Source organism: Flagellimonas meridianipacifica, from assembly GCF_003001695.1.
In the GTDB taxonomy this organism is placed as follows: domain Bacteria; phylum Bacteroidota; class Bacteroidia; order Flavobacteriales; family Flavobacteriaceae; genus Flagellimonas; species Flagellimonas meridianipacifica.
In genome coordinates, this window is sequence record NZ_PVYX01000002.1 from 1,907,152 (window position 1) to 1,932,950 (window position 25,799).

The following is a 25,799-nucleotide window of genomic DNA, read 5'->3' on the forward strand; positions in this document are numbered from 1 at the left end:
GGAATGTTGAAAATTAAAGAGGTTTACATACATATCATTGTTTGGATATGTTTTATTTCCTTTCCATTAGCCTTGAGCTTCTCCCAGTTTGGGGAAGTTCATTTTGATTTCTTGCCACGAATTGTCATCACACCCTTTTTGACCTATGTAAATTATCTCATTCTGGTACCCGTGCTCTTGCTTAAGAAGAGGCTTTGGCAATATATTCTGGTTTCTGTTCTCCTGTTAATAGTATTCAACATGGTAGTGAATACATACTTTGCCACAGGCCCGTTAAACCGGATTTCCGAATTTACGGGCGTGACCAATGTGATGCCTTTGAAGCGCATGTCTGAAGCCATGCTTGCCATAGCATCTTTTTCCTTTTTTCTTTTAGGTGGCGTTATGGGACTCACTAAGGACATTTACAAAAGGGAAAAACGCAGCCGCATCAAAGAGATGAGTCGGAAAGAGACGGAACTTCAATTTTTAAGGGCCCAATTGAATCCTCATTTTTTGTTCAATTCATTGAACAGTATTTATAGCTTGGTGCGGGAAAAGAGTTCAGAGGCACCTCAAGCCGTTATTACCCTATCTGAGCTTATGCGCTATATGCTCTACGAAGCCAAAAAGGAGCTTGTTCCATTGACCAAGGAAATTGATTACATCAAGAATTTTGTCCAATTGCAAATACTACGCTTATCCGATAGCAAAAACGTAAAACTAAGAGTTTCTGGAGAATATGAAGATAAATTAATCGCCCCTTTGCTGCTGGTTCCATTTGTTGAAAACGCTTTTAAATACGGAACAGATTTTAAGGGAGACACCTATGTGGACATAAACTTAAAAATAGTTTCTGAAACCTTATTCTTTAGGGTGACAAATAAAATTGGACCTTATAAAAAAGACTTGGAAAGCTCTGGAATAGGTTTAGAAAACATCAAAAACAGATTGCAGATTTTATTCCCAGAGGAACATAGTATGCTTATTACCAAAGAAAATGGGAATTATATGGTTAATCTTGAACTTCAGTTAGCATGATAAAGTGTATTATAATCGACGATGAACCATTGGCCATAGGGGTTCTGAATTCCTATTGTGAGGATTTGGGTGAACTAAATGTAATTGCCTCTTTCACAAATCCTTTTGAGGCCATAACCCTTTTGTCAAAGGAAAAGATTGATTTGGTTTTTTTGGATATTGAAATGCCACAAATCAATGGGATAGATTTCATAAAATCCATAGATAATAAACCCCACTTTATTTTTACCACCGCCTACTCCCAGTATGCTGCCCAAGGATTTGATTTGAATGCTGTGGATTACTTGGTAAAACCTATCCCTTTTGTTCGCTTTATCAAGGCCATCAATAGAGTCAAAAAACTTATGGAATTTGATAATCTTTCTATAAAAGGAAACGAAAATGTAAGTCCATCTTCAGGTAATCCGGGAAGTTCCAGCAATTTTCTATTTGTGAAATCTGAATATGAAAGTGTGAAGATTAATATGGAAGACATAAAATACATTCAAGGGCTAAAGGATTATCTGAAAATACATACCCATCAGCCTAAACCCATTTTGACTTTATTGAGCTTTAAGGAAATTCAAACGAAGCTGCCCAGTGAACAGTTCATGAGGGTTCATAAGTCCTTTGTAGTGAACATCAGCAAAATAAAATCAATACAACGAAGTAAGATTGTAATTGATGATATCAGGATACCAATTGGAGAGAGTTTTAAAGAGAGTTTTCTAGGTAGATTAGGGCTTTAAAATAAACGTTCACTCTTTCCCTATCTACAACGCAACCAATAAGTTTTTGGTCGAAATAGAATTCAGAGGCTCTTTGAATTCTGGGTTATTGGATAACAAACAAGACTTACTACATTACTTAGTATTTTATTATCTTTCTGGCTACGACCTTAGATTTCATTCTAAGGATTATAAACAATTTTTCCTAAAAGGAATCATTAAATTAAATGGTCAAAACATTTAAATAATAGATGATAAAGCTTTTCCGCAAAATTAGGATGAAACTCCTTTCAGAAAACAAATTTCGAAATTACCTCATATATGCTATTGGAGAAATTATTCTAGTGGTCATTGGAATTTTAATTGCCCTACAAATTAATAATTGGAGTGAAACCCGAAAACTGAAAATAGAGGAAGAAAAAATATTGATTTCCTTAGTTGAGGACTTCAACGAAAATAAGCTTAGGATTGAAGAAGCCATTGACAAGGAAGAGGACATGATAAGAATGAGCAAATCGCTTATTCAAGTCATGCAATCTGAACAAGGGACGGTAAGTCAAGACTCCATTCAATTTTGGGTAACCTCTGGGCCAAATCATGGTGGAATACTCAATTCGTCACTGGAACCTATGATGCTATGGTGAGTTCCAGTAAAATCGAAATTCTAGAAAATGATGATTTAAAAAGTATTCTCTCCCAGTTTATGGCAGACATTGATTCCGGGTTTGAAGATCATGATGAATCAATGAGTTATTTGGTGGAGATGAACAAGCTATCAGCAGATATTGCACCATTCCTAATTCATGATGTTCAACGTAGAGCATTGGGTTTGGATATCTCTGAGAAAAAAACAATTTACCTGTTAAGAAATTGATTCAAAATGAGGCCTATTTAGGCCTTTTGATTTCAAAGACTTGGCTCGAAACTTTGAGAGTAAACTATCAACAAAAATTGCTAATTTATATTCAGGAAATACTAGCATTGTGTGAATCCGAATTGGATAAGTACCAAGCTAAAAAATAACGTGAAAATGGAGAAATTGAATGAAACTCAAATAAAAAATGAACTGAACAATTTGGAAGGCTGGAAGTATGAAAACGGCAGCATAGTGAAGACGTTTCAGTTCGCTGATTTTAAAGAAGCTTTCTCAGTAATGACCCATATTGCCTTTGAGGCCGAAAAAGCCAACCACCATCCCGAATGGGAAAATGTTTATAATCGACTTACCATTAAGCTTAATACCCACGATGCAGGAGGAATAACCTCCTACGATTTTGATTTGGCCAAGACGATTGAGTCCATAATTAACTCTTAGATTTCAAAATTCTTTCCTACTTGACACAGGGTCTTTTTTTTCTAAATTTGCCCTTGTTCAGATTAAAAATCACCTATGGGAAGAGCGTTTGAGTTTAGAAAGGCTAGAAAGATGAAGCGCTGGTCAGCAATGTCCAAAGCATTCACAAGAATTGGTAAGGAAATCGTAATTGCGGTAAAAGAAGGCGGACCAGACCCAGACTCCAATTCCAAATTAAGGGCAGTAATACAGAACGCCAAGTCCGTGAATATGCCCAAGGATAATATTGAACGAGCCATTAAAAGAGCTTCTGACAAAAGTTTGGGTGATTTTAAGGAAATTCTTTTTGAAGGTTACGGACCTCATGGAATAGCAATACTCATAGAAACAGCCACGGACAATAATACCAGAACCGTAGCAAATATTCGGAGCTATTTTAATAAATGTAATGGGAGCTTGGGAACTTCCGGCTCAGTGGAATTTATGTTTGATCATACTTGCAATTTTAGAGTTGCCGCGGAAGGTCTTGACGCGGAAGAACTGGAATTGGAAATGATAGATTTTGGGGCCGAAGAGGTCTTTGTAGATGATGATGGTATTCTGATTTACGCCTCTTTTGAAAGTTTTGGCGCTATCCAAAAAGAATTGGAAAGTCGTGGTATAGAGATTTTATCTTCTGGCTTTGAGCGTATTCCACAAGTGACCAAGGAACTTTCGGAAGAACAAGTGGAAGATATTGAAAAACTCCTGGAAAAAATCGAAGAGGATGATGATGTACAGAACGTATATCATACAATGAAAGAATAATTCACGTCATTCCCTTTTAGTTATGACTACTAGGCGACTCGATCATTTTCATTTCGTATCGAGTTCCTTAAATCATCTATAATTGTTTGTTTTTATTCCACTTCAAAGAAAACCCTGCAATGGAAAATAGGGTTTCTAATTAAGACTAAATGCAATGCATTCTTTGAATCTTTAACTTCTCGATTTCGCCACTATCACCCTCAAAATTTGAATAAGGCCATTTTAGCCCGTACCTTTTAGTCCCCCGGATAAAACATTGACCAACAACAAAAGTGTTAGGAGAAGTTTTTCTGATTCATCTGGGTCACTTTCCCTTATTTTTCTCCATTTTTTCAATAGTCTTACTTGCATTTCATGCAATAGCTGCAATGATTCATTTCTAAGCTTATTATTTTCAAGTCTTGAAATCCTGCGTTCTTCAACAGACGCTCCCATAAGAATCTCTATTTGATTTAAACAAGTATTATAATCCTCCATAATGAGTTTTAACAGGTCATTTTTAGTAGAAGGATTGGGTACCATGTCGGCAAAAACCCGCATGATTTCCGTATTGGAATTCAAAAGATTCGTTTCAATTTGAATCAAACTATATTTCAACAACGGCCATTCTTGGGTCACTTTTTTCAAATACTCAAAATCATCTGGATAATTCTCTTTAAAAGCGCCTAGGGCAGTACCCGTACCAAACCATCCTGTCAAGTTGAACCGTGATTGATTCCAACTGAACACCCAGGGTATGGAACGCAAATCACTCAATGACCTTTGACCTGTTCTACGAGCAGGTCTGGAACCAATTTTACTTTGCTCCAACACATCTATGGGGGTAGCATAGCTATAGAATTCAATGAATCTTGGATCGTCCAATAGTTGCCTGTATTGGCTTCTTGCCAATACTACAAGACGGTCCATGGCAGCATATAATTTTTTATCCTTTCTTTCATCCAAAGTCCTCTTAGTTTGTCTGGCCGTGCCCGAAAGGAACATCTCTAGATTGTAAGAAGCGTTCAAGCGATTGGCAAACTGATTGGCAATGGTCTCGCCCTGTACAGTCATTTTTATATCGCCGCTCATGGCACCTGGAGGCATACTTTCCAAAAAGCGATGGATTTTTCCACCACCTCGACTAATTGTGCCACCACGACCATGGAAAAATCGTAGTCGAACTCCATATGTATTCCCTACTTTGGTAAGATTTTCCTCAGCTTTATAAATGTTCCATCGACTGGTTAATATCCCACCATCTTTGTTACTATCACTGTACCCCAGCATTACTTCCTGAACAAAATCCGCTTTCTGTTCACGCTGTTCTTTCATCATTGGATGGTTCAAAAAGGCTTCGAGAATATTGGGTCCAGCAATAAGATCATCAATGGTCTCCAAAAGGGGAACTACCGGTAGATGAGCATTTTGAAGACCAACCTCCCTAAGAAACAAGAACACAACAAGAAGGTCACTCAAACTGCGTGTCATACTCACGATAACTGAACCAATACCGTCGGTGCCATATAATTCGGTATGTTTTTTTACTTCCCTGAAATATCCTAAGACGTTGTCAGCTTCAGGCCCGCATTGGGTTCCAGTTACCAGAAAAGGACGATTGCTTTTAAGTTCCAGGTTAAGGAAAGAAAGCCTTTTTTCCTCATCCCAATCCTCATAATTATTATCCTCAAATCCTGAAGCGGCTAATACTTGACTCATGGCAATTTCGTGATACGCGCTATTTTGACGGATATCCAATTTTGCCAAATGGAAACCAATGCAGTTCAACAATCGCTCTACGGGAAAAAGATATTGTTTAGCAATGTAATGGGCCTTTAAATCCAACAGTACCTTTCGGAGTTTCTTAAGTTCGGTCGCCAAATCAGTTGCTCGCCTAAAATACACTAGCCCTTCAGAATCAAAATGACCTTCCATGGTATTCTCCATACGCACCAACAATACATTGAGAAATTGACGTAAAGGTTCGGAAGGATTGCGTTCTAGTGCTTTCTGCCCGTTTATTCCCAAAACTTTCGCCTGTGATTGGATTTCAGACAGAAAACCTTTTGGTACTTCGCTCAAAAACTTGGAAAAACTGAGTTTTTGTGCCAAAGCTTCCAATTCTCTTTTAAGGATTTTTAATGCGGCCCTTCGATGCATTAACAAGGTGGACGCCGTAAATTCCGGGGTCACAAACGGATGTCCATCGCGGTCCCCTCCTACCCAACTTCCAAATTGCAAACTGGGATACTGTTCCGGTTGTTCCAATAAGCTTGAAGAGAACCCTGCATGCTTCCACGCATCCAGCAGTCGTTGGTCGGTGAGAGGCAGTACCTTGGGGAATACATTGACAAAATAATGCATCACATTGCTACGCTCATCTTCTAGTCTTGGTTTTTCCAGATAGATTTCGCCCGTTCGCCACCATCGCTCCAATACACTTTTTATTTCCTGTTCAATAGCATCCCGCTCAGAATCGGACCAAATCGGGTTCTCATTCTTTGCTAACAATACGTAGAGTTCTCGGTGAATATCCAAAACGGTAAGCCTTTTGGCCTCCGTTGGATGGGCCGTTAATACGGGCATTACATTAATTGTTGGCAATAGCTCTGCTATCTCCTCTGCTTTGATTCCAGCTTTTTTCCATAGCGAAAAAGTTTCCGCCCAAGACCCTCTTGTAGACTCCAATCCTAACTGGGTTTCGGCTTGCCTACGAAATTGTGTAGCTGCATTTTCCTCTACAAGATTGAGCAACTCAAATGATATACCCAACGCCTGTGCTAATTTTTCGTCAGCTACGTGTTTTGGTTTTTTTTCATGACCATCTTTTTCATATGCAATTATATGGGCTAGTTCAGTTTCACCTAAAGACCGAAGCATTTCTTGAAAAATTTTAATCAGATATGCATAATCTCGTCTTATCTTCTCTAGCCCTTTCAGCTCCAAGGATTTTTTCTTTTCCATTCGGTGTATTTCAATTTATTTCATCATTTATAATGCAGGAAAATCAGAGGATTGTTATTGGAAGAATACCGAAAACGAGTGCGTTTTGGCATTTCTCTCATAAACCAACCGAAAACCATAGATTTCACAGATTTTTTGGCTAATGGCCAGTCCAAGGCCAACAGAATCTTTTGCAGGGTTTCCCTTTTGAAATCTCATAAACAATCTTTCCATTTCCACTTCCGGCATCTCACCGCTATTGCTTATGGTAAACTTTTCTTGATTCAACTGAAGGTTCAAGAATCCTCCTTGCGTGTTATGCTGTACAGCATTCTTAACGAGGTTGGTGAAAAGAATGTCGGCCAATACATGATCGCATTCTATCACTACCGTATCCAGCTTGGCATCTATTTGTAGTTTTTTAAATTGGATGATTTCTTCCATGTTGCTGACAATGTTTGTTACCATAGCACATAAGTCAACACTATCCAATCGTTTAAACTCCTGGTTTTCTATCCTTGAGATTAAAGTTAACGCCTTTCCAATTTTTGATAGCTTATTGGTTTCTTGATGAATTGTCTGCATCAATTTAAGTTCCTTTTTATCCAAATTTCCACTCCCCAACAAGAGCACGACCTTATTTCGGATTATTGTAAGAGGAGTCTGAATTTCATGGGAAATGTTTTCATTGAACTCCTTAAGATTTTGAAAATCTTTTCGTACTTGTTCCATAAGAGTGGTTACCACTTCGTTCAGCTCCTCAAACTCGCTTATTTTAGAGCTTTTTAAGTGAATGGGCTTTTCTTGGGTTACACCATAGCTTTTGAGCTTGGATAGGTTTTCAAAAAAAGGGTTCCAAGCCCATGTGTAAATCTTCTTGTTTATAAAATAAAACCCAATGCCTAAAAGCAATAAGATGAAACTGGTCCCCATAAAAAGCCACCAAATCAATTCATTGATTTCCAATAATACATGTTTGAGTGTAACCCTAAGCGGTAGTTCCCCTTTCGTGGCAGTAAAGGAATATAATCGATAGGGAACGTTTTTATCTGCATAGGCTTCATAAATAACAGTATCCCTGAATACTCCTAACAAATTTTTATTGCTATGGAGTGCTTTGGTCTCCATGAGGTAATTGGAGGAAGGCAACTCTTTGTTTTCTGCAAGATGGTAATTGATACGTTGTTGCTCGTGAAGAAGAATGTCTTCAACCTCATAATTGACGGTATATTGAATTACGTAATAATCCACACCAAGCATAATGGGAAACAAAAGAGCCAAAAAAAACAAATAGTACGTGTTAGTCTTCTTAATAAGCTTCATTCGCGATCTGTGAATTTATATCCGACACTATAAATGGTTTGCACGTAGTTGTTACCTCCCAGTTTTGCTATTTTCTTTCGAAGGTTGGCCAAATGGGTATAGATGAATTTATAAGAGTCGGCCATTTCTATATGGTCGCCCCAAAGATGCTCAGCAATCGCCTCTTTGGTCAATAACCGATGCTTGTTGACAACAAAAAAATGAATAATGTCAAATTCCTTTTTGGTAAGGTTCAAAAGTTGGTCCTGTACAAAAACCTCATAGCTTTCCGGTTTTATTTTTATTTCATTAAAAAAAATCTCTCGATTACCTCTATACACTTTTCTTCTATAAAGAGCTTTGATTCGGGCATTGAGTTCGGTCATATAAAAAGGTTTGGTCAGATAATCATCGGCGCCAATCTCCAATCCATGGATTTTATCTTCCAACGCATTCTTTGCTGAGATGATAATAATTCCAGCATCAATGTTCTCTCTTTTTACAGCCCTGATGATGTCTAAACCGTTACCATCAGTTAAGGAAATATCGACAATTAAGATATCGTAAGGAAAAAATCCAATTTTGTCATAGGCCGATTTGTAGTTAGGGGCAATTTCACAGATATTGCCTTCCTCTTCAAGAAAGTTCTGAATATCCTGAAGCAGTTCAACATTATCTTCAATGACCAAAATCTTCATAACCGGCTAAGTATGTTATGTTCACTTTTGAGCTAAAAATAGTGCCCGGATTTGGGATAAAATATGACGAAACACCATGTCCCACGTTTATTGAGTAGGTAATCCAGTCATCGTGAATATCATCACAAAAAGTGCAACGGTTTCCACTATCCCAATAATCATGATGTATTTGGCAGTGTCATTTGCCCCTGAGGCAATGGCATCACAGGCACGTGCTCCGGTCTTTCCCTGAAAAATGGCGGAACCTGCCATGGCTGACCCAGCTATAAGACCGATAATAATCTGCCATAAATAGGAGTCGGGAGCCAAATCGGCATCGGCAATAGCATTTTTAAGAATCATTCCGTATATGACTTGTGATAGGGGTGCTCCCACAAAAATGAGCAGGGCGGTTGCCGCTTTTTGCCCGTTCAGTATCATCTTTTTCCAAGAACCAATCGCGGCCATGCCCGCTATACCGGTCCCAATTGCGGACCCTATGGAAGCAATGCCCAGGGACATACCCATGTCGCCCAATCCGGTAACTGTTGTTGTCAAAAAAGTTATATCTAGCATTATCTATATTTTATTGATTGTCGTATTTGTTGGGGACAAATGGTTTCCCGTCATTGTACAAGTGTTTTGAAGAAATCAGTCGAAAAGGTTTGTAGGCCTCACCTGAAAACTGAACACCCAAATGCCCAGCAAACTCCAGCATATTTAATCGAATACCGTGTACCATTACGGCCATAAGCGCTAAGGCAATATTTAGACCGTGTCCAAGGAGGAGGGCAATGGCCGCCATGAGCAGGTTAACAATCCCCATACCTGATATTCCTTCCGGTAATATCATATTGTTAAAACTGGCTGCGACTGCAGCTGTGGCCATTCCCACTGCGAAGAGCCGGACATAGGAAACAATGTCCGAAAATCCACTGATAAGACTAAGGGGCAAATTGGCTAATGAGACCCCCATGCTTTTAAAAATGTTCTTGCTTTCCATCGAAAACAATGCCACCAATACCCCACCTCCAATAAATAGCCATGGACCCCATTCCGGCATAGCTTGACCGAGCACCAGTTGTTCGGTAATCAAGAATAGTCCCCAAACCAATGCAATCCACCCCACTTCACTCAATGCTTTTATGGAATTGATGTACTGAACTACCCGAATGCCATGGGCAACGGTAAGGTGAATGGCCCCAATCAAAAACGAAAGATGCATCATAAAGGAAATATTATCCACACCAAAACTTGCTATTTGAGGAATGATTAAATTGTTAAGAATGGGTAATGCGGCTATCTGTTCGGAGCCAAAATAGGTGCCACTGAGCACCCCCCAAATAATCGTAGCTCCACTTAAAACATAAATCAACACTCGCATCTGACCGGAAAGCTTTTTGCGAAGTAGGAAAGTGAACAACAGAAAGATAAATCCATAACCCGCATCGCCCACCAACATGGCAAAAAATAGAGCAAAGGTTACCAAAAAATAAATGGAGACATCTACTTCTTTATAACCTGGAATGATGTCGATAAACTTCATAATTGGATTAATGATGCTTATCCATTTCGGGTTCTTAATATATACCGGGACTTCCTCTGGTTTTTCCGGGTCAACAATATGATACCCCCAATGATTCTCTTTCGCTGTAGCAACAAAATCCACCACTGTGTTTTTGGGAATGTATCCTTTGAGGTACTTTAGTTTTCCTTCCACATCACCCATAGCTTCCAATGCTTGTTGTATTCCCGCTTGGTCCTTTAATAGCAATTGGTATTCTTCAAGCCATTTAATATTTTCGGTTTGGTCTTTTAAAAAATGTTCTACCTCAGCCAACTGCCGGTTTTTTCTCAGTAACTGCTGTTTGACGTCTTCAAAGGGTAATTTTGGTAAAGGCTCCTCTCTATGGTCTAACTTCTCCGTTTCGTCCTGGGTGATTAATACGGTTAGAATTTTGCCGTCAACTTCTTGAAGTTTCACCAAGGTATATTTCTGCCCCAAGGAGTTTGCCATGGACTTTTCCAACAAATACAATCTTAGGTACAATCCTTTTTTTTGTAAATGATAAATGTCTTTGACATTCACTTTTTCACCCCATGTGTTGTACCAATCTAACTGATGGTTAAGGTCGTCCAGCCTTTCTTGGCATTTTTGCCGTATTTCTGCTGTCTTTAGTATGCGATCTACCAATTGCTTGGGGTCTCTAACTACATATTTTATGCGCTTTCGAGCTCCTTTTTTCTTTTTTATATGCTCCTTTAATATCCTAAGTGCCATTTCAGAACGATTAAAGGCCTTTGTCCTCCTTTCCAAAATACCGTTCATTGGTAGATTGATTTCTTGGATGTCGACAACGCCAAGTTCCCCTAATTTCAAGATAGCTTCATCCGCAGAACGTGCCGTGGTAAAAAGTACTATTTCCTTCATCTTTACAATCATAGCAGCACTTTCTTCTCTTCTTTTTTCTTTTTTACAAGCTTGGCACATCCTATCGCCAAACGCTCTACATCACCCAAGTAGATTTCAATCTTTCGGATATTTTCCTTAGTCTCCGGAATGAATACCTCCTTGAGGGCATTTTTCATTCTTCGCGCTTCCGCCAATTCCTCCTGTAGTAGTGCTAAGTTGCGTTCTTCAATTTCCACCAGCGTGCTATTGGTTTTCTGTTCACGTATTGCATCCAATGCGGCATCAACCCATAGAGGCGTATTGAAAAAGTCCATCTCCAAATCTTCGAAGACTATGTTTTCAAAGACTTCAATCGTTACTCCTGCGATTTCCTGCTTTTTGGTAATAATGCGGTCAACTTTTGCCATTACCGAAAGGTCAACGGTATCTTCTGCCATAACTGCCACCCACTCTTTTGTTTGCTCATTGACAGCAGAAATTGCTGCATTTAAACGGGAAATATTATTTTCAGTTCTTAGTACAACCTCTTTCAATTGTTGCTCTTTCATTTCAAAGACAGGTAGGGCCGTATGGTACTCTTTGAGTTCTATTTTGAATGCAGCTAGAGTATTTTTGTTCATCAAAATCTTGTCCGCCATAATCAGTCCTTTTTTGTAAGGTTCAAAAAGTTGTCAAACCCAATTTTTTCGTCAAAACTCCACCACCGCAGTAGCAACAACAGTTTCAATTTATAAAGGCATAAGGCTTCAAAATCGGTATAATGCCCTATGGACAGTTCTTCCAGGGTATTCCATTGCCATTTAAGGATTTGTTGTTCTTCTTCCAAAGGCGTTCCTTGTATAAGAGGCAAGAATTGCTTGTTTAAGTCGGATGGCTCCTTTGCATTTTTTCGTGAGATACGGAGTCTTTCGAGGTCAATCTTTAGGGCATTCATATACTTTGAAAATGTGGACAAAACCTTGTTTTTACTTTTTTGAAAGGTTTCCTGATGGATAGTATTCAAATCTACTTTTTGAAAGATTTCATAATCCATGGTACCCAGAAACCGTTGCGCTTCTTCCTCCAAGACGATTGCCATATCTTCTTTATCTTCTAAACTACCTGCATATTTCCGAAATAAGGAAAGAACCTTGGAACGTTCCTCTACCGTATCTTGAAAAGATAGGTGAGGTAGGCTAGCCATGAGGTACTCTAGATTTCCTGCAATCATCCTTCTGAAGTATTTTTAAGCATAAGCGCCCATCGCGGGCCGAGGTGTTTGTTCAACAATTCGGTCACTTCCTCAGGTGTGATTTCATAGCTCCACCCTTCTTTGGTTTTTGTGACCACAAAACCAATTAGAAGATTCGAATCCTTCGTTATCTCACTGATATTGCTATTGGACTGTAAGCGTTTGCAAATGTTTTCGGCCAGTTTTGTTTCCATACTTTCGGCAAGTTGCAATGCTGAGCCGCTACCTACATTTTCAATAACCTTAAGCACTGCATTTTCTATAAGTTCTGGAGTAAAACTGCTTTCCACTTCCTGCTGCAGCACAACCTTTAGCAACCTGAGCAAGTCATTTCGAACGGAGACCTTAAGGTCTCTGGCTGCCTGTTTTAATGCTGCATCTCCCTTATTGAGGGTAGCCTGAGCCTCTTTTTGGGCCTGCTTTAGCAATTCCACCTTTTTTGCCTCGGCTTCCGTGATAATTCTTTGGGCTTGGTTCTGTGCATTTTCCAAAATCTGATTGGCCTCTTTGTCAGCAGCTTCTATAGCTTCCGATTTTAGAGTAGTTATCAGTTCATCAAGACTCTTTTCACTCATGGATCCCGTCCTTTTAATTATTCTGCTCTTCTTGTTCCGGCCAATAGTCCTCAATCAACTTGGAAGAAAGTCCAACCTCTTCCTTCTTAAAATGTTGTGCTAAAATATCCCAGCAGATGTCCAAGGCATCTTCCAATTCCAAATAACGGAATGGGTCCATCAATTCTTTCTGAAAGGTTTTTCGGTACTCTAATAATCGTAGAGAATAGTCATCCTTAACCGAGCCAAATTTCTGTGCCTTGACCCGCTCTTCAGCTTCTGAAAGCAGTCGTGCCATGGCATTCATTATGCTACGATGGTCAGTGCGTGTTCGATCATTAACTTGTTGTTTCAAACGACTCAAAGAACCAAACAGCTCTAGATAGCCATCCTTCATATAAAACTGACCCTCTGTAATGTAGCCCGTATTATCGGGTACGGGATGGGTAACATCATCCATTGTTGTTACCCCTAGAACGGTTAGGCTTCCCGCACCCTCAATGTCTGCTGCCTTTTCGTAGCGACTGGCAAGTTGGGAATAGAGGTCCCCTGGATACCCTTGGTTAGCCGGGATTTGGTCCTGCGCATTGGCCACTTGGCGTAAATAATCAGACCATTGTGTCATATCTGACAAAAGGACAAACACGTTCTTGCCCTGTAATGCAAATTGTTCAGCTACTGCCAAAGTCAAATCTGGCACCATTAGTCCTTCCACAATGGAATCCCTATGAGTGTGTATGAACATGATGGTCTTGTTTTTACTGCCGGCCTGCTCAATACGTTCCCTGAAGTAATGGTATTCATCATATTTGAGACCAACACCACCAATTATAATAATATCTGCATCGGTTTGGGTAGCTATGTTCGCCAGCAACCGATTATACGGTTCACCGGCCTTGGCGAAAATTGGAATCTTTTGCGAACGTACCAGAGTATTGAACACATCAATCATGGGCACACCGGTGCGAATCATGTCCTTCGGAATCAATCGCTTAACTGGGTTAATGGATGGTCCTGCAACTCTAACCATATCCGACAATAATTCCGGTCCCCCATCAATAGGTTGTCCATTTCCAGAATATACCCTACCTAGCATATCATCAGAAAACCCGACCTCTATGGGTTTCCCCAAGAAACGGATTTTACAATTGGTGGAAACGCCAAAACCACCACCATACAACTGCAGGGTTACTTGGTCTCCATCCAGCGCAATTACTTGGGCAAAAGCCTTTTCCCCACTTGGATAAATGACTTCTGCCAATTCTTTGTTGTGCACTCCTTGAGCGTTGATGCTGAGAATCGCACGACCAATACTATCTATGTTCTCATACGTTTTCTGCAACATGCCCCATTTGTTTAACCAAATTCAATAGTCTCGTTTTTTGTTTATCAAATCCATCTTCACCTTCCGGCGTATAATTCCAATCCTGAAAAGCCTGTCGAATAAAATTGAAATGTGAACGGATTTCCCCTTTTCCCTTTAAGTGTACTGGTGAATCCAAGATTTTCTTGACCATGTTGAACATAAATCTTAACCGTTCTGGGTTGGTTACGCCGTCTACTTCATGAAAACTGTTTTGTTGTAGAAATACGGCATCTACCAATTCAGCTTTTTGGTAGCGGATGTAGGATTCATCAGTAATGCCTTTTTCCCCCATTAAGATAATATTGGAGGCAATGGCCTTACCTTCCCGAAGCAACTCTAACAGATAGGAAACTTCATCTTTTTCCAATAATGACGGATATTTGGAATTACTATCTATGCGGTCAATAGCAGGATATTTTCTAGCATCCGATAAAGCTCTTGACAGGCCCCAAAAGGCACCTGTGCTCAAAAGAGTAGCTTGTGTTACTGGCTCATCAAAATTTCCACCGGCTGGGGAAACCGTCCCAATAATACTTAGTGAACCTGTTTTTCCATCACTTAGGACTTCAACTCCTGCTCTATCATAAAAAGCAGAAATCAAAGTAGAGATATACATCGGGAAAGCCTCTGGGCCGGGAATTTCTTCTTTACGACCAGAAGTTTCTCGAAGTGCCTGTGCCCATCGGGATGTGGAATCAGCTAAAATTAGCACGTTCAATCCTTGTTTTCGGTAGTATTCCCCAACAGTGGTCGCGAGATAAACGGACGCTTCCCGAGCAGCCACCGGCATTGAAGAGGTATTGCCAACAATATAGGTACGGTCCATCAATGATTTACCTGTACGGGGGTCAATCAATTCAGGAAAATCCTTAAAAACCTCTACAGCCTCCCCGGCGCGCTCACCACATGCCGCGATAATGACTACGTCAGCTTGGGAATGCTTGGCCAGACTATGTTGCAAAACGGTTTTGCCTGCTCCAAAAGGACCTGGAGAACAAGCCGTACCGCCTTGCGCAATGGGAAAAAGGGCATCCAAAATACGTATTCCCGTAGGCATTGGGTCAGTAGGTACAGAACGTTCATAAAATGGCATAGGCTTTTTTACCGGCCATTCAAAAGCCATTGTCAACCTTATTGTTTTACCCACAATGTCATTAACAATAGCTATGGTTTCGTCAATGGTATATTCTCCTTCAGATGCAATTTGCTCGACAATATAATTTCCTTGGATCGAAAAGGGTACAAAAATTTTGTGTTCAAATAGTTTTTCGGGCACAGAGCCCAACACGGAGCCACCAGTTACTATATCTCCTTTTTTGACGAAAGGAGTAAAGTGCCATTTTTTGGTGTTATCCAAGGGTTCTACCTCGAGGCCCCGTTCCAAAAACCATTCAATTTTTCCAAGTTCATAAAGAGGGTTCTGAAGGCCATCAGTAACAGAACCAAGTATGCCCGGGCCAAGTTTTACCGATAAGGGAAGTCCCGAGAATTCAACTGGGTCACCCACTTTCATCCAACTCGTATCCTCAAAAACCTGCAGGTAGACTTTTTTACCTTTCTTTACGTCTATAACTTCAGCCTTGAGTCGTTTCCCATCCTCAAGAATAATGTAAGCTACCTCACCATTCATTATGGCCCCTTCGTTGATATGAACACCAACAAGTGACTCGTTGACACTATGAACTTTTCCCGTTGCTTGTTGCATAGTATCCTTATCGTTCTGAACTTCCTCTCAGTTTACGGACCTCATCCTCTATCTTTTGGTACCAAATCTTTTCCATGATATCGCTCGCATGCATTCTATAGAATCTCGCCTTTTCAGGTTGGTCCAGTTTGTCATATGCCTTCGCAATTCCCTTGTAGGCCGGTACATACATATCGTTTATGTTCAAACACGCTTTTAAATGTCCGATAGCCTCATAGAAAAAACCATTATCAACCAACTCCATGGCAGTTTCGTACAACTCTTCAATATCCCTTATGTGCGTTTTTAGATCCAATGAGATAACATCCTCTGATTTTAGAGTCAGAAAGGAACAAGGGACTTCGCGCACAACCTTTTCAGTGACACTACCCATAAACATGCGGTTGAGTCCTGTTCTTCCCGATGTTCCCATAATCAACAAATCAATCATCTTTTTTGAGACAGTACTCAATATTTCTTCAGCTGGATTTCCTATAGGGGCTTCTTTGGTCCAGTTCACATCGGCCAAATTGAATTCCTCCAAAAAGGTTTCAAACTTTTCTTTTTCCTCTTTGCATTTCTCTTCATTTACCGTTTGTAAAAGATTATCGGAAGTTAACCATGATGCCTTGGCCTGTTCACAAACGTTAAGGATAGTCAGCTCAGATTTAAATTTACGGGCCATTGTAATCGCATTTTGTAATGCCCGTTTTGAAGCTTCGGAAAAATCAACGGGACACAAAATATGATGGACATTGAGCAAAATCTCCTCTTTAATTACAAAAACAGGTTTTTCGCTCTTTTGGATAATGCGTTCGGCGGTGGTGCCCAACCGAAAAGTATCTGCTTTTTGGGTTTCTCCACATCCCACTAGAATGAGATTGGCACTTACTTTTACCGCAGCCCTAACAATTGCTTCATGAGGAACGCCCTCCACCAAAATGGGTTCTCCCGTTTCCAGTCCTTCACACGCAATCATTTTAGCGGTTTCATTCAATTTTGTCAGCGCTGTTTCATTCAATAGCGCCATTGCCTTTTGGTTCTCAATATCATCTGGGAGTACATGTATAGGTACGATTGTGGATTGAAATATTTTAGCCAGTTCAATAGCACTGGAAATTACATTTTGGGAAGACTTTCCAAAATCATGGGCTACCAATATCTTTTTTAAAAGTTTCATAGTATTTGTTTTAAATGGCCTTTAGGTTCAGTGGAGGGAAATATGAGTTTTCTTTCCACTCCGATTTTGAAACTCTTTTTGTTTATTAAAACTATCACTCAATTCTTTAGAGAAACTTAAGAATAGGTGCTTGGAAAGCGTATTTAAGATTTGTTTAAAAAATCTATATATAGTGCATTATAAAAGGGGGTAATTAATGTTTTCAAGAAACTACTTCACTTTATTCTGTCTAAAGTTTTGCTAAAGAATCTGTTTATACCTTGTTAGTGTAAAAAGACACGGATATCTGATAAACAATTAGATGTCCTCTTAAATACCAACAAAATGAACAAAATCCTGGTTCCTGTAGATTTTTCAGATACCTCTTCTAATGCATTGTTATATGCTATTCAACTGTTTGGGGAATCCGATCTTGAAATAACCGTACTACATACCTATGGTGTACAATCCACCGCTGCTCTACTCATGAAGAATATTGATGGTGTGCTGGAAAAGGATGCTAAACTGGAAATGGATAAGCTTTTAAATAAATTTCAAAAAGACTTTCCTGATGTAGTCTTTTCCTCAAAGATTACCAAAAACTCCCCCATATCTACCATCGTGGCATTAGGGGATACTGGAAATTTTGATTTCATTGTGATGGGAACAAAAGGTGCAAGCGGACTTAAAGAGGTTTTTATGGGCAGTGTAGCCGGAGGCGTGATTTCCAAAACTTCGGCTCCAGTAATTGTAGTGCCGGATGGCCACACTTTTCGCCCACTTAAAGAAATTGTGTTTGCGGTTAGTGATGACCCATTTTCTGACGACCAAGTAATAGAACCTCTTCGAAGGATTGCCGTCGAACATCAGAGTAAGGTTAAAGTTCTACACATTGCTGAAGAAAAGACACCACAAATTGAAAAGGCTCTACAGGCTATTGAAGATTTGAACCCATCCGTTGATTACGCTTTTGGTACAGGTGACACCCATACTGACCTTAATGATTACTTGCTACGCGATTTTGCAGGACTTCTTTGCCTTATCCGAACTAAAAAAGGATTTATAGAGCGATTATTAAACGAAAGTGTTACCTTAAAACAGACTTTTAACAGCCCAATACCTTTGCTCATTCTTCATGATTAAGTTTTAGATGTATTTCAGAAAATCCATCATAGCAATTACAGGTTTATTCCTTTGCCTGTTTTTAATCGTGCACCTATCCGCGAACAGTATTTTGGTTTTACCACAAGAAGTAGCCAGAGGTTTGTATAATTCTTATTCCACTACCCTCCGCGAGAGTCCGTTTATAAAAATTGTCGCTTACATATTGTATCTCTCCATTGTGCTACATGTTATTTATGCTCTCGTGGTCACCGTCAATAACCGAAAAGCCAAAAGGAAGGGATATGCAGTCAACAGGTTTAGGGAAAATAGTAGCTGGACCTCTCAGAACATGGGACTCTTGGGGATTACGGTATTGTTGTTCATAGTGGTGCATCTTGCCAATTTTTGGGCACGAATTAAACTTGGATTGGGAGAAGGTGTGGGCTTGGATTCCGAAGGTCACGTTGACGTTTATAAAGTTACCTATAGTCTTTTTCAAAATAGTTATTATGTACTTTTCTATTCTTTATTGATGATTCCCTTGGGATTACACCTCTATCATGGATTGAAAAGCGCGTTCATGACACTAGGGTTCTATCATAAAAAGGGTTTACGAATTTTAGCCAAGGTTTCCCTGATTTATGCTGGCATTATGGCTTTGGGTTTTGGTATCATTCCAATCATTGTCTTTTTTAAATAAACAAAAGATGCTACAATCAAAGATTCCAGAGGGCCCCTTAGAAAATAAATGGCGTAACTATCAACTAAAATCCCAGCTGATAAATCCGGCCAACAAGAAAAAACTAAATGTCATTGTGGTGGGTTCCGGATTAGCGGGAGCAGGTGCTGCTGCTACACTGGCCGAACTTGGGTATGATGTTAAGTGCTTTTGCTACCAAGATTCCGCCCGAAGAGCACATTCTGTCGCTGCACAAGGAGGCATTAATGCAGCAAAAAATTATCAGCACGATGGCGATAGCGTATGGCGCATGTTTTATGATACCCTAAAGGGCGGGGATTTTCGTTCTCGGGAAGCCAACGTATATCGATTGGCCGAACTCTCAGCTCCTTTGATTGACCATTATGTACAGCAAGGTGTTCCCTTTGCCCGCGAGTATGGTGGCGTTTTGGTAAATAGAAGTTTCGGTGGTGTTCAAGTACAACGCACCTTTTATGCCCGTGGACAAACCGGACAGCAACTTTTGTTGGCAGCCTATTCCCAATTGTACAAAATGAAACGGGCGAAAAAGGTGGAATTGTTCCCTAGACATGAAATGCTGGACTTGGTAGTTATCAATGGGAAAGTAAAGGGCATTATTGTTCGGGATTTGGTTACGGGTCAGTTGAAACGCTTTGCTGCCGATGCCGTCGTATTGGCCACAGGCGGGTATTCCAGGGTATTTAGACTTTCAACCTTAGCTATTGGATGTAATGGAAGTGCCATTTGGAAAGCCCATAAACGTGGTGCCTTCTTTGCGGCTCCCAGTTTTACGCAAATCCATCCAACAGCGTTGCCTCAAACTAGCGATGCTCAGTCCAAACTGACACTAATGTCGGAATCCCTTCGTAACGATGGACGAATTTGGGTGCCTAAAAAGAAAGGAGATAGTCGAAAGGCCAACGATATTCCGGAAGAAGAGCGCGATTATTATCTGGAACGACGGTACCCAAGTTTTGGGAATCTCGCTCCTCGAGACATTGCCTCTAGGGCAGCTAAGGAATGTATAGATGCCGGGTACGGTGTAGGCCGATTAAAAAATGCGGTATACCTGGACTTTAAACACGCCATTGAAAATTTTGGTATTGAAACCATAAAGGATCGTTACGGCAACCTTTTTAAAATGTACAAAAAGATTACCGGTGTGGATGCCTATCGGGAGCCTATGCAAATCTCTCCAGCAGCTCATTTTTCCATGGGTGGTCTTTGGGTGGATTATGAACTCATGACCACGATACCGGGTCTTTATGCCATTGGGGAATGTAATTTTTCTGACCATGGGGCCAATCGCTTGGGGGCCAATTCGCTTCTGCAGGCGAGCATCGACGGATATTTTGTCCTCCCCAATACCATCAATAATTATTTGGCAGATGCTTTAAGGGAGGACCCTGTCTCAACGGAACATCTCGAATTTGAAAAGGCAGAAAATGAAGTTGCGGAACACATCAACAAGTTGATGTTGGTAAAAGGCAACAAAACTGTAGACCATTTTCATCGTGAACTGGGGAAGGTGATGTGGCAAGAATGTGCCATGAGTCGAAACAAAGAAGGACTTGTCAAAGCCATTTCTCAAATTCAAAAGATTAAGGAGGCCTTCTGGAAAGAAGTAAATATTACGGGTGGCTACCATGAGATGAACACAGAACTGGAAAAGGCACTGCGCCTTGCCGATTTTATTGAATTGGGGCTTTTAATGTGTACCGATGCCCTAGAACGTGAAGAATCTTGTGGTGCTCATTTCAGGGAAGAATATCAAACCAATGAGGGCGAAGCCCTTCGCAACGATGAGGGATACTCCTATGTATCCGCTTGGGAATATGACCAAGGTAAATTCAAACTTCACAAAGAAGCTCTGGAATTCGAAAATGTGCAACCTACCGTTCGCAGTTATAAATAGAAGATACAAGTTAAACTACACTATGAAGGTCATTTTTAAAATATGGAGACAGGAAAATACCAATACAAAAGGAAATTTTCAATCGTATGAGGTAGACGAACTTACAGAAGACATGTCCTTTCTAGAGGCCCTGGACCATCTCAACGAAGTCTTGGTAACCAAAAATGAAAAAACCATAGCGTATGAATACGATTGTAGGGAAGGTATTTGCGGGCAATGTGGAGTGTTCATCAATGGGAGAGCCCATGGACCCCATGACAATATGACCACTTGTCAATTGCATATGCGAAGTTTCAGGGATGGCGAAACCATAGTAGTTGAACCATGGCGTGCTTCTGCTTTCCCCATTGTTAAAGACCTAGTGGTAGACCGTTCATCCTTCGATAATATTATTGAACAAGGTGCCTATATCTCTGCAAAAACAGGAACAGCTCCGGAGGCCAATTCAATCCTTGTTCGTAAAGAAATAGTGGATAAAGCCATGGATGCTGCGGCATGCATTGGTTGCGGTGCCTGTGTGGCGACCTGTAAAAATTCCTCGGCAGCGCTTTTCACTTCGGCAAAAATCAATCACCTCAACAGTTTGCCCCAGGGAAAACAAGAGGCGTCCAAAAGGGTACTTGAAATGACTAAGCAAATGGAACTTGAGGGGTTTGGCAGTTGCACTTTTACCGGCGCTTGTGAAGTTGAATGTCCCGAAGGGATATCCATCATCAATATCGCGGAAATGAATGCAAGAAGAACAAAAGCCAAATGGATAGGCTAACCCATAATTTTCAAAAGAGTTTTCCAATGGAATTAAAAGGGAATCAAACTATACGGAGGGTTTTACCATCAGCCAAGAAAATGCACTTGATTGCTCCAATATTCATATATACAAAATGAAGGAAATTCTCCCTCTTTTAATGGGCGGTCTAGCTTTATTTGTTTACTCCATTTCCATGCTTTCAAGAACAATGCAGGAAATATCGACCGAAAAGGCTAAAAGAATTATTTCCAAATACACCAATAATCTTTTCCTTTCTATCCTAGTCGGTACTTTGCTTACGGTACTTCTAGGTTCATCATCGGCTCTAATCATAATTGCCATTGTTTTCATCAATGCTGGTACACTTAAATTTAGACAAGCTATCGGTATTATTATGGGTGCCAATATAGGTACCACTTTTTCCAGTCAATTGATAGCATTGGATATTGGTAAATATGCAATAGCTCCACTGATTATTGGTATGATGATTGAGTTTTTTGCCAAAAAAGAAAACTTTAGAAGGTATGGCAGTGCACTTTTCTATTTTGGGATGTTGTTTTTTGGTCTTTTTATTATTGAACAATCAGTATTGCCTCTAAGGGAAAGTCCATTGTTTGAGAAATGGATAACACGTATTGATGAGAACCTAATACAGGGAACCTTAATAGGTGGCTTTATAACCCTAATTGTACAATCTTCAAGCGCTACCGTAGGGATGGCCATTGTTCTCGGAAAGCAAAATTTAATCACCTTGATTGGAGGTCTTGTAATCATGTTGGGTTCTGAATTGGGAACCTGTTCTGATACTCTTATCGCCACGATAAAAGGGAGTAGACAAGCTATAAAGGCAGGACTATTTCATTTGTTGTTCAACTTTACCACTATAGTAATGGGATTATTGAGTTTTGATTATTTCCACAGACTGGTGTTGCTAATCTCTCAAAACCAAGCGTTGGAAAATCAAATCGCAAATGCCCATATGCTATTTAACATCATTGGGGTTGTCCTTTTCCTTCCTCTGGTCGGACTATCCGAAAAGCTATTGAATCGTTGGTTACCGGACAGGCTCAATACCGTTCATAATTAACAACACAATTATATCTACAATTAAAACCCAAAAGAAATGCTACAGAAAAAATTTGAAAAAGTAGTGCTCGAAAATTACCCGGATGCACTGGATACCCGGGACACCTCAATAAGATATCTAGGTCTCCTACAAAATGGCCACGATATAGATATTTCCAAAATGCTCATGGCGACCAGTCTATGTTCTGATGACATCAATATTCCTTCAACTTCATTCTTCAGTGTAGTATGGGGACCTTTTTTCTTGGGAGGGTTAGGAGGACTGCCCTATGCAGGATTAACAGGTCTGACCGCTTTTGCGCATCATATTCCTGACCATGGAACTGCCTTTATTTTTTATGGCCCACATATTGGAGTCACTCTTGAAAATGAAGTTGGAAAAATGTATCGCCCTGGTCAAGGAAATGCAGGAGCTTGCTGCGGAGCACTTATGTTGGCACTTGAACGGTTTAAAGATGATACCTATACTCCAGAATTAAAACGGGAAGACTATCAACAAACATATTTGGAAAGTTTATTGTTTCCGAGGAAGGATGAAATATTAAATGATAAATTGCCCCAAAGAAAAATCACCGAATGTACCTTTGAACTTATCGACAAGATGTTGCACGAATCCTTAAGGGAAGTAAAAAATGAGTTCAAGGTAGACAAAATAGCACTCTTGGGTGGTATTGTAATCAATACAGATTTTGGGATTGATGATTACTTTTCTGTACGAAACTTTGAAGTTATTCGAACTACCTATTTGTGAGCAGAAGAACACATCATTTAGTTAAAAAGACCTGAATTTATAACCAACATTAACAAAGGGTTAAAACTCATTTTAAGAAGCCTATGGCATTGTTATTGTGACCAATATTCATTGAAAAACTGAACACTTGAAATATCTTTTCATAGCTTCTCTCTGGATTATTCACTCTTTTGCAACCAATTACTTACAGGATTGTAGCAAACCGATTGTGGAAGATGTTTCAAATGTCCTTGTCATTAAGTGTTCTTTTAGCCGTAACCACTATAGCGCTTTTGAAAAATCGTTACCTGCACTGTATGTAACTGAATTAAGTAGGCCTACTTTGGACCTTCCATTTCCTAAAACGTATGAAAATGACTTTTTTGATTTCATAGAAACATCTTCAAAAAGTGTTATAGAGACTTTGAGTGCCGCACCTGACGACATTGACCCCTTCATGGAACTTGGAGCATTTGAGGTTTGGGACGAAATTTCAGATGATGCTATTTCTGACCCAGAGGAAAATTATTTGCACATTGATTTTACCCCGGTCTTCTATAATATTCCTTTCAACTTAGCTATAATCCGGGGAGTACCGGATATCCCACCAGAATTTATCTTTTAAATTACAATTTTACAGGTATGCCCAAAAATGGACGCACCGTCCATTACTCAAAAAAGGGCTTGAACGGAAGCTTGTTCTTTAAAGAATTCCTGAGAACAATAAGGACCTGTATCTCCACAATCTGCCAATGTCATTGACATAGCTGAGAAAGTAATTGTGTTAAGAAAACCTTTAGGGTACTTATGCAAGACGTGCCTAAGCCCTTTATGGATAGTATTAATCAAAAAGAAAAATGAAAAAAATTAGTTCGCTTTTAGCGGGTATCCTTTGTTCGCTTATTGGATTTGCCCAAGGCCCTGATGAGAATCAGTTGGGAGCATGGTACATGTACTTTTACAATGCTCCTTTCAAGGAATCTAATTGGGGTATTCAGGGCGACTTCCAATATCGTGATTGGCGTGGTCTGGGAGACAGAGAGCAACTTTTGCTCAGAACCGGACTGACCTATCGGCCAAAAGATGGCAATATCATGTTCACTTTGGGCTATGCCAATATCTCCACAGGACAATTTGGTGATGAAATCGATAACCCTGTGGTAGAGAACCGTATCTATCAAGAAGCCATGTTCTCGAACACAGTCTTGAAACGTGTCCTTCTTACCCACCGTTTTCGCTATGAGCAACGCTGGGTTGAGGACCAAGACTTTAGGACTAGATTCCGCTACAACATATTTGTAAACATCCCTTTTGAAGGTAAAACCTTGGACAAGGGAACACCTTATTTTGCCTTTTACAATGAGCTGTTCATAAATGGTGAGCGGGACATTGGGAATGGGCGCAGGGTACAGTTTTTTGACCGAAACCGGACCTATTTTGGACTCGGTTATGCGGTCAGTGATACCATACGGTTTCAGTTGGGCTGGATGAGACAGACCACAGTGGACTGGCAGAAAGGACAGTTACAGTTCAGTATGCATCACACATTTTAAACAAAAATTTAATAATCAAAACAAAAATGAAAACAATTTCAATTTCAATATTGGCAATGGTCACCTTCACACTATTGTCTTGCAATCCAAACCAGAATACTCCGTCCAATGATACGGCGGTCAAAACCAAAGGAGCAGTCGAAAATGCAAGTGAGTCGGAACTCTTATACTCGGACGAATGTATTACCGAACGAGAGGTAGTAGAGGCCCAAAAACAATGGGGAGCAGGTATTGTAAGAATTGGTCAAGTATTCACTGACAAAGGTGATTATTCCAAAGAGGCGGCGGATTTTATCCAAGATATGTACGGTTATGATCTGAGTAGCGTTCTCTTTAAGCCAACACTGGCCTCTGAAGATCAGTTTAGATCAAGTTTTGACGCAGCTCTTTCCTACTTTGTGGCAGGCAACGACGCATATCCTGAGGATAAAGGCTTTGCAATAAGGCCGTACACAAAGGTTACTTTTGACAACACTGGCATTATAAACAACAGCTGTAGGATGGCGGTCGCAATGGGGAACTATTTCTTTACCGCCACCGATGGCAGCGTAACCAAGGTGGAATACACATTCGCATATGTCAAGGATAAATCAGGAAAATTGAGGATTGTAACGCATCAATCATCATTGCCTTATAGTACCGACAATTAGATAGTGCTTTTGAAAACGACATCTATCAATTTTAACCGCCTAAGTTTTTAACTTGGGCGGTTTTTAATAATTCTATTTTAGGGATATTAAACGATAGGTGATTCTTTCGTTAACCTTCGCTAGAACCAAGCATTTATTACCAGTTACTTAGTTTGGTGAGTTATTATGAATTTAGCA

General features: G+C 40.0%; 26 protein-coding genes. 15 read left to right on the forward strand and 11 right to left on the reverse strand.

Annotated features, from left to right (window positions below; all coding sequences use genetic code 11):
• Nucleotides 1-3 precede the first annotated feature (3 nt).
• The 6 genes from CLV81_RS18715 to CLV81_RS18740 all read left to right on the forward strand — a co-directional run bounded on the left by CLV81_RS18715 (nucleotide 4) and on the right by CLV81_RS18740 (nucleotide 3,828).
• Nucleotides 4-1,020 carry a sensor histidine kinase gene (locus tag CLV81_RS18715; RefSeq protein ID WP_158259158.1) on the forward strand — a complete coding sequence of 339 codons (1,017 nt, stop codon included), beginning with the start codon at nucleotides 4-6 and terminating at the stop codon, nucleotides 1,018-1,020.
• Nucleotides 1,017-1,748, forward strand: a complete 732-nt coding sequence (locus CLV81_RS18720; protein WP_245912089.1) for a LytR/AlgR family response regulator transcription factor — start codon at nucleotides 1,017-1,019, stop codon at nucleotides 1,746-1,748. Before CLV81_RS18715 ends, CLV81_RS18720 begins: the two co-directional genes overlap by 4 nt.
• Nucleotides 1,749-2,005: 257 nt before the next feature.
• Nucleotides 2,006-2,371: a DUF6090 family protein gene (locus tag CLV81_RS18725; protein ID WP_170068335.1), complete on the forward strand. Its 366-nt coding sequence runs from the start codon at nucleotides 2,006-2,008 to the stop codon at nucleotides 2,369-2,371.
• Complete coding sequence (locus CLV81_RS18730; RefSeq protein WP_106147237.1) at nucleotides 2,365-2,601, forward strand: hypothetical protein; 237 nt, start codon at nucleotides 2,365-2,367, stop codon at nucleotides 2,599-2,601. The genes CLV81_RS18725 and CLV81_RS18730 overlap by 7 nt, the downstream gene beginning before the upstream one ends.
• Nucleotides 2,602-2,757: 156 nt before the next feature.
• Nucleotides 2,758-3,042 carry a 4a-hydroxytetrahydrobiopterin dehydratase gene (locus CLV81_RS18735; protein ID WP_106147239.1) on the forward strand — a complete coding sequence of 95 codons (285 nt, stop codon included), beginning with the start codon at nucleotides 2,758-2,760 and terminating at the stop codon, nucleotides 3,040-3,042.
• Between the two features lie 75 nt (nucleotides 3,043-3,117).
• Nucleotides 3,118-3,828, forward strand: a complete 711-nt coding sequence (locus CLV81_RS18740) for a YebC/PmpR family DNA-binding transcriptional regulator (RefSeq protein WP_106147241.1) — start codon at nucleotides 3,118-3,120, stop codon at nucleotides 3,826-3,828.
• A gap of 222 nt (nucleotides 3,829-4,050) precedes the next feature.
• On the opposite strand, the gene CLV81_RS18745 is transcribed toward CLV81_RS18740, so the two are convergent.
• The 11 genes from CLV81_RS18745 to CLV81_RS18795 all read right to left on the reverse strand — a co-directional run bounded on the left by CLV81_RS18745 (nucleotide 4,051) and on the right by CLV81_RS18795 (nucleotide 17,157).
• Nucleotides 4,051-6,771, reverse strand: a complete 2,721-nt coding sequence (locus CLV81_RS18745) for a phosphoenolpyruvate carboxylase (protein ID WP_106147243.1) — start codon at nucleotides 6,769-6,771, stop codon at nucleotides 4,051-4,053.
• Nucleotides 6,772-6,825: 54 nt separating this feature from the next.
• Nucleotides 6,826-8,073 (reverse strand): sensor histidine kinase, encoded by a 1,248-nt coding sequence (locus tag CLV81_RS18750; RefSeq protein WP_106147245.1) that lies wholly within the window; start codon nucleotides 8,071-8,073, stop codon nucleotides 6,826-6,828.
• A complete protein-coding gene (locus tag CLV81_RS18755; RefSeq protein WP_106147247.1) occupies nucleotides 8,070-8,750 on the reverse strand; it encodes a response regulator transcription factor in 681 nt (226 codons plus the stop codon). Before CLV81_RS18755 ends, CLV81_RS18750 begins: the two co-directional genes overlap by 4 nt.
• Before the next feature lie 87 nt (nucleotides 8,751-8,837).
• Nucleotides 8,838-9,305 (reverse strand): V-type ATP synthase subunit K, encoded by a 468-nt coding sequence (locus CLV81_RS18760; protein ID WP_106147249.1) that lies wholly within the window; start codon nucleotides 9,303-9,305, stop codon nucleotides 8,838-8,840.
• A gap of 10 nt (nucleotides 9,306-9,315) precedes the next feature.
• Nucleotides 9,316-11,172, reverse strand: a complete 1,857-nt coding sequence (locus CLV81_RS18765; protein WP_158259159.1) for a V-type ATP synthase subunit I — start codon at nucleotides 11,170-11,172, stop codon at nucleotides 9,316-9,318.
• A complete protein-coding gene (locus CLV81_RS18770; RefSeq protein WP_106147253.1) occupies nucleotides 11,169-11,780 on the reverse strand; it encodes a V-type ATP synthase subunit D in 612 nt (203 codons plus the stop codon). The genes CLV81_RS18765 and CLV81_RS18770 overlap by 4 nt, the downstream gene beginning before the upstream one ends.
• A gap of 2 nt (nucleotides 11,781-11,782) precedes the next feature.
• On the reverse strand, nucleotides 11,783-12,352 hold the full coding sequence (locus CLV81_RS18775; RefSeq protein ID WP_106147255.1) for a DUF2764 family protein: 570 nt from the start codon (nucleotides 12,350-12,352) through the stop codon (nucleotides 11,783-11,785).
• Entirely contained in the window at nucleotides 12,349-12,948 is a 600-nt protein-coding gene (locus CLV81_RS18780; RefSeq protein WP_106147257.1) for a hypothetical protein, read from the reverse strand. Before CLV81_RS18780 ends, CLV81_RS18775 begins: the two co-directional genes overlap by 4 nt.
• Nucleotides 12,949-12,961: 13 nt before the next feature.
• Nucleotides 12,962-14,272, reverse strand: a complete 1,311-nt coding sequence (locus CLV81_RS18785; protein WP_106147259.1) for a V-type ATP synthase subunit B — start codon at nucleotides 14,270-14,272, stop codon at nucleotides 12,962-12,964.
• Entirely contained in the window at nucleotides 14,253-15,998 is a 1,746-nt protein-coding gene (locus CLV81_RS18790) for a V-type ATP synthase subunit A (RefSeq protein WP_106147261.1), read from the reverse strand. The genes CLV81_RS18785 and CLV81_RS18790 overlap by 20 nt, the downstream gene beginning before the upstream one ends.
• A 7-nt stretch (nucleotides 15,999-16,005) precedes the next feature.
• Nucleotides 16,006-17,157, reverse strand: a complete 1,152-nt coding sequence (locus tag CLV81_RS18795; RefSeq protein ID WP_106147263.1) for a universal stress protein — start codon at nucleotides 17,155-17,157, stop codon at nucleotides 16,006-16,008.
• A gap of 324 nt (nucleotides 17,158-17,481) precedes the next feature.
• Here CLV81_RS18795 and CLV81_RS18800 point away from each other — a divergent pair, with 324 nt between their 5' ends.
• The 9 genes from CLV81_RS18800 to CLV81_RS18840 all read left to right on the forward strand — a co-directional run bounded on the left by CLV81_RS18800 (nucleotide 17,482) and on the right by CLV81_RS18840 (nucleotide 25,622).
• Nucleotides 17,482-18,279 carry a universal stress protein gene (locus CLV81_RS18800; RefSeq protein WP_106147265.1) on the forward strand — a complete coding sequence of 266 codons (798 nt, stop codon included), beginning with the start codon at nucleotides 17,482-17,484 and terminating at the stop codon, nucleotides 18,277-18,279.
• Between the two features lie 7 nt (nucleotides 18,280-18,286).
• Nucleotides 18,287-18,940, forward strand: coding sequence for a succinate dehydrogenase cytochrome b subunit (locus CLV81_RS18805; RefSeq protein WP_106147267.1), 654 nt, complete (start codon nucleotides 18,287-18,289; stop codon nucleotides 18,938-18,940).
• 7 nt (nucleotides 18,941-18,947) lie between these two features.
• Entirely contained in the window at nucleotides 18,948-20,855 is a 1,908-nt protein-coding gene (locus CLV81_RS18810) for a fumarate reductase/succinate dehydrogenase flavoprotein subunit (RefSeq protein ID WP_106147724.1), read from the forward strand.
• 22 nt (nucleotides 20,856-20,877) lie between these two features.
• On the forward strand, nucleotides 20,878-21,621 hold the full coding sequence (locus CLV81_RS18815; RefSeq protein WP_106147268.1) for a succinate dehydrogenase/fumarate reductase iron-sulfur subunit: 744 nt from the start codon (nucleotides 20,878-20,880) through the stop codon (nucleotides 21,619-21,621).
• A 115-nt stretch (nucleotides 21,622-21,736) separates the two neighbouring features.
• The gene (locus CLV81_RS18820) at nucleotides 21,737-22,690 is read left to right on the forward strand and encodes a Na/Pi cotransporter family protein (protein WP_106147270.1); all 954 of its coding nucleotides are present in this window, start codon (nucleotides 21,737-21,739) and stop codon (nucleotides 22,688-22,690) included.
• Between the two features lie 36 nt (nucleotides 22,691-22,726).
• A complete protein-coding gene (locus CLV81_RS18825; protein ID WP_106147272.1) occupies nucleotides 22,727-23,440 on the forward strand; it encodes a hypothetical protein in 714 nt (237 codons plus the stop codon).
• Nucleotides 23,441-23,567: 127 nt separating this feature from the next.
• Complete coding sequence (locus CLV81_RS18830) at nucleotides 23,568-24,044, forward strand: hypothetical protein (protein ID WP_106147274.1); 477 nt, start codon at nucleotides 23,568-23,570, stop codon at nucleotides 24,042-24,044.
• Nucleotides 24,045-24,276: 232 nt separating this feature from the next.
• Nucleotides 24,277-24,972: a DUF2490 domain-containing protein gene (locus CLV81_RS18835; protein WP_106147276.1), complete on the forward strand. Its 696-nt coding sequence runs from the start codon at nucleotides 24,277-24,279 to the stop codon at nucleotides 24,970-24,972.
• Nucleotides 24,973-24,998: 26 nt separating this feature from the next.
• Complete coding sequence (locus tag CLV81_RS18840; protein ID WP_245912091.1) at nucleotides 24,999-25,622, forward strand: phosphoribosyl-AMP cyclohydrolase; 624 nt, start codon at nucleotides 24,999-25,001, stop codon at nucleotides 25,620-25,622.
• The last annotated feature ends 177 nt before the right edge of the window (nucleotides 25,623-25,799 follow it).

Bases quoted from the DNA above. Each gene is read 5' to 3' on its own strand.
- CLV81_RS18770 (WP_106147253.1), bottom strand. From the start codon at position 11,780: ATGGCGGACAAGATTTTGATGAACAAAAATACTCTAGCTGCATTCAAA.
- CLV81_RS18790 (WP_106147261.1), bottom strand. From the start codon at position 15,998: ATGCAACAAGCAACGGGAAAAGTTCATAGTGTCAACGAGTCACTTGTT.
- CLV81_RS18805 (WP_106147267.1), top strand. From the start codon at position 18,287: ATGTATTTCAGAAAATCCATCATAGCAATTACAGGTTTATTCCTTTGC.
- CLV81_RS18730 (WP_106147237.1), top strand. From the start codon at position 2,365: ATGGTGAGTTCCAGTAAAATCGAAATTCTAGAAAATGATGATTTAAAA.
- CLV81_RS18810 (WP_106147724.1), top strand. From the start codon at position 18,948: ATGCTACAATCAAAGATTCCAGAGGGCCCCTTAGAAAATAAATGGCGT.
- CLV81_RS18725 (WP_170068335.1), top strand. From the start codon at position 2,006: ATGAAACTCCTTTCAGAAAACAAATTTCGAAATTACCTCATATATGCT.
- CLV81_RS18745 (WP_106147243.1), bottom strand. From the start codon at position 6,771: ATGGAAAAGAAAAAATCCTTGGAGCTGAAAGGGCTAGAGAAGATAAGA.
- CLV81_RS18755 (WP_106147247.1), bottom strand. From the start codon at position 8,750: ATGAAGATTTTGGTCATTGAAGATAATGTTGAACTGCTTCAGGATATT.
- CLV81_RS18785 (WP_106147259.1), bottom strand. From the start codon at position 14,272: ATGTTGCAGAAAACGTATGAGAACATAGATAGTATTGGTCGTGCGATT.
- CLV81_RS18800 (WP_106147265.1), top strand. From the start codon at position 17,482: ATGAACAAAATCCTGGTTCCTGTAGATTTTTCAGATACCTCTTCTAAT.
- CLV81_RS18740 (WP_106147241.1), top strand. From the start codon at position 3,118: ATGGGAAGAGCGTTTGAGTTTAGAAAGGCTAGAAAGATGAAGCGCTGG.
- CLV81_RS18835 (WP_106147276.1), top strand. From the start codon at position 24,277: ATGAAAAAAATTAGTTCGCTTTTAGCGGGTATCCTTTGTTCGCTTATT.
- CLV81_RS18780 (WP_106147257.1), bottom strand. From the start codon at position 12,948: ATGAGTGAAAAGAGTCTTGATGAACTGATAACTACTCTAAAATCGGAA.
- CLV81_RS18775 (WP_106147255.1), bottom strand. From the start codon at position 12,352: ATGATTGCAGGAAATCTAGAGTACCTCATGGCTAGCCTACCTCACCTA.
- CLV81_RS18765 (WP_158259159.1), bottom strand. From the start codon at position 11,172: ATGATTGTAAAGATGAAGGAAATAGTACTTTTTACCACGGCACGTTCT.
- CLV81_RS18735 (WP_106147239.1), top strand. From the start codon at position 2,758: ATGGAGAAATTGAATGAAACTCAAATAAAAAATGAACTGAACAATTTG.
- CLV81_RS18820 (WP_106147270.1), top strand. From the start codon at position 21,737: ATGAAGGAAATTCTCCCTCTTTTAATGGGCGGTCTAGCTTTATTTGTT.
- CLV81_RS18750 (WP_106147245.1), bottom strand. From the start codon at position 8,073: ATGAAGCTTATTAAGAAGACTAACACGTACTATTTGTTTTTTTTGGCT.
- CLV81_RS18840 (WP_245912091.1), top strand. From the start codon at position 24,999: ATGAAAACAATTTCAATTTCAATATTGGCAATGGTCACCTTCACACTA.
- CLV81_RS18815 (WP_106147268.1), top strand. From the start codon at position 20,878: ATGAAGGTCATTTTTAAAATATGGAGACAGGAAAATACCAATACAAAA.
- CLV81_RS18760 (WP_106147249.1), bottom strand. From the start codon at position 9,305: ATGCTAGATATAACTTTTTTGACAACAACAGTTACCGGATTGGGCGAC.
- CLV81_RS18720 (WP_245912089.1), top strand. From the start codon at position 1,017: ATGATAAAGTGTATTATAATCGACGATGAACCATTGGCCATAGGGGTT.
- CLV81_RS18825 (WP_106147272.1), top strand. From the start codon at position 22,727: ATGCTACAGAAAAAATTTGAAAAAGTAGTGCTCGAAAATTACCCGGAT.
- CLV81_RS18795 (WP_106147263.1), bottom strand. From the start codon at position 17,157: ATGAAACTTTTAAAAAAGATATTGGTAGCCCATGATTTTGGAAAGTCT.
- CLV81_RS18715 (WP_158259158.1), top strand. From the start codon at position 4: ATGTTGAAAATTAAAGAGGTTTACATACATATCATTGTTTGGATATGT.